This window comes from Nevskia soli (assembly GCF_903970205.1).
Lineage (GTDB): Bacteria > Acidobacteriota > Terriglobia > Bryobacterales > Bryobacteraceae > Bog-113.
In genome coordinates, this window is record NZ_CAJCHS010000092.1 from 1 (window position 1) to 4,285 (window position 4,285).

Here is a 4,285-nt window from a genome sequence, read left to right on the forward strand (position 1 = left end):
ATGCGCGGCTCGCGAGATAGCCGCTGCCTCCGGCGAAGCCTCGAAAGTTCCTGTGCAAACGATTCCTTTAGCGTGGATGTAGCGCTGGTGCGCTTTTCCGCTTGGGGCCTGCGCCATCAGCTCGGCGATTTGCTGAGCCACATCCGGCGCGGACTGCGCGGATAATGCGGATTCGGCCGTCAGGGCGAGTAACCCAGCAAAGCCATAGGAAAGACAACTCGTCGTTAAGCGGCTCATCGCAAGTCTCCATCTTTCTTGTAAGAAGGGCTTCGGAATCATATTGAGCCCTCTGAAACCATTCCCGATACGATCTCCACCAAGAACCACGCCCTTCGCTCGGCCTGGTCGATCCAGACCTCTATCAGACTGGCCGTAGCGACGTCGTTATGTCGTTCACAGACTTCATGGGTAGCGCGCATGAAGCGTGTGAGCTGACGATTGTCCGATAAAAGCTCCGATAACATCTTCATTGGAGTGATATCATCCGCGTCGCTATCCCGCAGCCGCCGATGGCGCGAAATATCGCCGATGGAACGCAGGGTGGCGGCACCGAGCTTCCGGGAACGTTCCGCAATATCGTCAGTCATCGCGAAGACCTGATCCGCATGCTCGTCGAGCAGCAGATGGTAGTCGCGGAAGTGACGCCCCCGCATGTGCCAGTGGAAGTTCTTCGTTTTGAGATAAAGCGTAAACGTGTCGGCGAGCAATCCCAACAGTTCGCCTTCGAGCTCCGTAACCCCACTCGAGTTGAGGTCGGATTGCATTAGTCCCGGCGCGGCCGTCGCGTGGTCGCCATGCTGTGCCATTACCGTTTTCATATTCAAAAGCTCCTTGGTCCAATCTCTACGATCACGTTAGTCAGCCGGGCTGGCGATTTGATTGCAAAATAGTGCATCTGTTTCGAAATGCTGCTTAAGAGTTTGGATCACTCTTGAGGCGTGCGGCGGGAAAGTCCCGGTCCCGCCGCCAACTCGCGGAGATAGTGGCTCCATCGGGACCGCCGCATGAACGCTTCGTGGTGGCAAAATGCATCTTGCGGAGGAGGACGCGATCGGCCTCCGAATATCCAAGAGTCATTGCTACCACCAATAACGCCCCCGGCAACACTGGAGGGCTTGGGACGGGGATGTCGAAGTAACGGCACCCCGCCCCCACCAGAAAGGAAACAGCAACACCAATCATCAGCTTCATAAGCCACCGCTCACTCCCAGCGCCGAAATGACACCCGTCACGCCGCCATGACCTTGGTGGCCGAGATGAAGGCGAATAGATCCGCGTTCACGCGATCCTTCAACGTCGAACAGATCCCGTGCGGGGCTCCCGCATAAATCTTCAGCGTCGCCTTCTTCACAATCTTCGAAGCGATGAGAGACGCAGCTACGATCGGAACAATCTGGTCGTCGTCGCCGTGAATGAAGAGGGTCGGTACGTCGATCTTCTTAAGATCTTCCGTCAAGTCGGTTTCCGAAAACGCCTTGATGCAGTCGTAAACCGCCTTGTGTCCGGCGAGCATGCCCTGGAGCCAGAAAGAATCCCGAAGCCCCTGCGAGACACTTGCCCCGGGGCGATTGGCGCCGTAGAAAGGAGCGCTGAGGTCCTTGAAGAACTGTGCGCGGTCCGCCAGAACGGCTGCTCGCAGTTCATCGAATACGCTGATTGGAAGCCCGGCCGGGTTCGCTTCCGTCTTTAACATTAACGGTGGTATCGAGCTGATCAGTACGGCCTTCGAAACGCGAGCGGTGCCGTAACGTCCGATGTAGCGGGTTACTTCTCCGCCGCCGGTGGAGTGACCGACGTGAACTGCGGATTGCAGGTCCAGCGCGGCGACGAGCTCGGCGAGGTCGTCGGCATACGTATCCAAGTCGTTGCCATTCCAGGGCTGGCCTGAGCGGCCGTGGCCCCTGCGGTCGTGCGCAATGCAGCGGAACCCTCGCGCGGCCAGGAAGATCATTTGATCCTCCCACGCGTCCGCACTCAACGGCCAGCCGTGGCTGAAGACGATAGGTTGCCCCTCTCCCCAATCCTTGTAGTAGATACTCGTCCCATCTTTCGTTGTAATGTTCGGCATGTGTTTCGTTCCTTATGGTTGACTTACCGCAAAAAAGACTCAGACGCCCATGTAAACGAGGCGAGTGAACGCCGCGGGCGTGGTGAGAAACTGGCCCCATTTCTCGTCGTATCCGGCAGTCGGTTTGGCGGCGATGGTCTCGTCGATTGATCTGCCGCGCTTCTTGAGTAACGCGACGTTTTCGCGGATCGCGACCAACATGTCTCGAAACTCGACGACGTCCGCCCTGCCGCCGACTGGCCCGTGCCCGGGGACGATGATCGTCTTGCTGGTGGCCATTGCTAGATTCGTTTCGGCGGCGCGAATCGACCCGTCGATACTGCCGCCTGTGGAGTAGTCGATAAAGGGATATACCCCGTTCCACCATGTGTCGGCGACGTGGAGAACATCGGCCTCTTCAAAGTAAACCGAGATGTCGCAGTCGGTATGCGCCGGCGGGTAGTAATTACAGACAATACGGGTATTGTTCACGTTCATCCGATGTTCGTTGGTGAAAACCTCGACAGGTAAAGCGCCCTGGGGCGCTGCGGGAAACGTATAACTCCAGCCTTCTACGCGAGTTGCTACCGACAGGCGCTTGAGAGTATTCTCGTGCGCGGTAATAACAGCGCCCGCGTCGTGCAACCAGGCATTGCCGTCGGTATGATCCGTGTGCCAGTGCGAGTTGATCAACCGTTTGATCGGGTCGGAGTTGATCGACACCAAGGCACTTGAGATCTGCGGCCTGGAAACGGCAAACCCCGCGTCGACCAACAGCTTGCCGTCCGGCCCGGTCAAGACAGCGATGTTGCCTCCCGAGCCTTCGAGCACCGCGATATTCCTCCGCAGGGGCCGGACCGTGATCTTAGCCGTGGCGGCTGCGTTGACCATGGTCGGGACAATACCCTCTTCGCGCGCAAAGAGAGTGCGGCTTGCTAGAAATGCGGCGCCGCCGGAGAAGCCGGCCGCGGCTATAAAACCCCTGCGTGAAATCCTGGACTGTTCGTTAATGTGCATGTAATTCCCGCCTTCTGATAAGTTGGTCTCAATCGAATTCCGATTCGCTACCCGGGACTGTTCCCTGATGTTTGCGCCGCGTCGCGAAGTTTCTTGTTCTCCGCTTCCAGCTCCTGAAGACGCCGTTCGAAAGGCGCGAGCTCTTGCTGGATTTGCTCGACGGTAAAACGCGGCGTTATATGTTGGGGACAGTTCCAGTCCAGCCCCTCAACGTGAATCAAGTACACGCGCTCGATCACCGCTTTATAGCCAGGGTCGCGAAGGCGGTCACCCCACTCCCGAGCCGCATCGCCTTCCAGGATCTCTACGCGCCCCAAAATCTTCAGGCGGACCTGCGCCGGATAGTCGACCATAATCAGGGCGGCGCGGTTGTCCGTCGCCAGGTTGCCGGTGCTCACATACTGTTTGTTTCCCCGGAAATCGGCGAAAGCGATCGTGTGCTCATCAATCACCTTAAGGAAGCCCTTGGGGCCGCCCCGGTGCTGCACGTAAGGCCACCCGGTCGATCCCACCGTCGCGATATAGAAGCTATCGCGCTCTCCGATGAAGACCGATTCTTCCGGACCGAGCCTGTCTGGCGACGCGTTACCCTCCGCCATCCGCGCGTACTGGCGCCGACTTCCGTACTTCTCTTGTAGGGCCTGCACAACCGGCGTAAAAACCAGAGATCCGAAATTACGTGCCACTGGCCATCTCCTCCGCGGGCCGGCTGCCGTTTGAGCGGCCCGCTGCTTCCATTCAGGGCTACCGCGGCGTTTCCTATTTCAGGAAGAACGCTTCGATCCGGCTGGCAATTTCTTCGCCATGCGTTTCAAGCGCAAAATGACCGGTATCGAGCAAATGCGTCTCGATGTTCTTGAGATCGCGGCTATACGGAGTTGCTCCTTCAGGAGGAAAGACAACGTCGTTCTTACCCCACACAATCAACGTCGGCGGCTGATACTTCCTGAAGAACCCCTGAAATTCCGGATACAGCGGAACGTTGGTCCCGTAGTCGTACATGAGGTCGGCTTGGATATTGGCGTTGCCGGGCCGGTCGAGACCCATCTGATCCAGCGTCCAGGTGGTCGGGTCCAGCAGCGTTTTATCGGTCACTCCGTTCTCATATTGCCAGCGCGTTTGCTTGGGATCCACCATGTAAGCGATGGCACCCGGATCCTCGGGCTTCGCCCAGTACTTCTTGATCGGATCCCAGAACTCCCGCAACCCTTCCTCGTAGGC

At 58.0% G+C, this 4,285-nt stretch carries 6 protein-coding genes and 1 pseudogene; all 7 read right to left on the minus strand.

Going from position 1 to position 4,285, the window contains the following annotated elements; genetic code table 11:
• Positions 1-237: pseudogene (locus H1Y01_RS04505) on the minus strand (hypothetical protein); the annotation flags it as partial.
• A 38-nt stretch (positions 238-275) separates the two neighbouring features.
• Positions 276-806 carry a Dps family protein gene (locus H1Y01_RS04510; protein ID WP_180539079.1) on the minus strand — a complete coding sequence of 177 codons (531 nt, stop codon included), beginning with the start codon at positions 804-806 and terminating at the stop codon, positions 276-278.
• Between the two features lie 106 nt (positions 807-912).
• A complete protein-coding gene (locus H1Y01_RS19880; protein ID WP_180539080.1) occupies positions 913-1,191 on the minus strand; it encodes a DUF1427 family protein in 279 nt (92 codons plus the stop codon).
• 37 nt (positions 1,192-1,228) lie between these two features.
• Complete coding sequence (locus H1Y01_RS04520) at positions 1,229-2,068, minus strand: alpha/beta fold hydrolase (protein WP_180539081.1); 840 nt, start codon at positions 2,066-2,068, stop codon at positions 1,229-1,231.
• A gap of 39 nt (positions 2,069-2,107) precedes the next feature.
• Positions 2,108-3,064, minus strand: coding sequence for an MBL fold metallo-hydrolase (locus H1Y01_RS04525; RefSeq protein ID WP_180539082.1), 957 nt, complete (start codon positions 3,062-3,064; stop codon positions 2,108-2,110).
• A gap of 47 nt (positions 3,065-3,111) precedes the next feature.
• Positions 3,112-3,750, minus strand: coding sequence for a pyridoxamine 5'-phosphate oxidase family protein (locus H1Y01_RS04530; protein ID WP_219341262.1), 639 nt, complete (start codon positions 3,748-3,750; stop codon positions 3,112-3,114).
• A gap of 73 nt (positions 3,751-3,823) precedes the next feature.
• Positions 3,824-4,285, minus strand: a 462-nt coding sequence (locus H1Y01_RS04535; RefSeq protein ID WP_180539083.1) for an alpha/beta fold hydrolase, incomplete at its 5' end; no start/stop codon positions are given.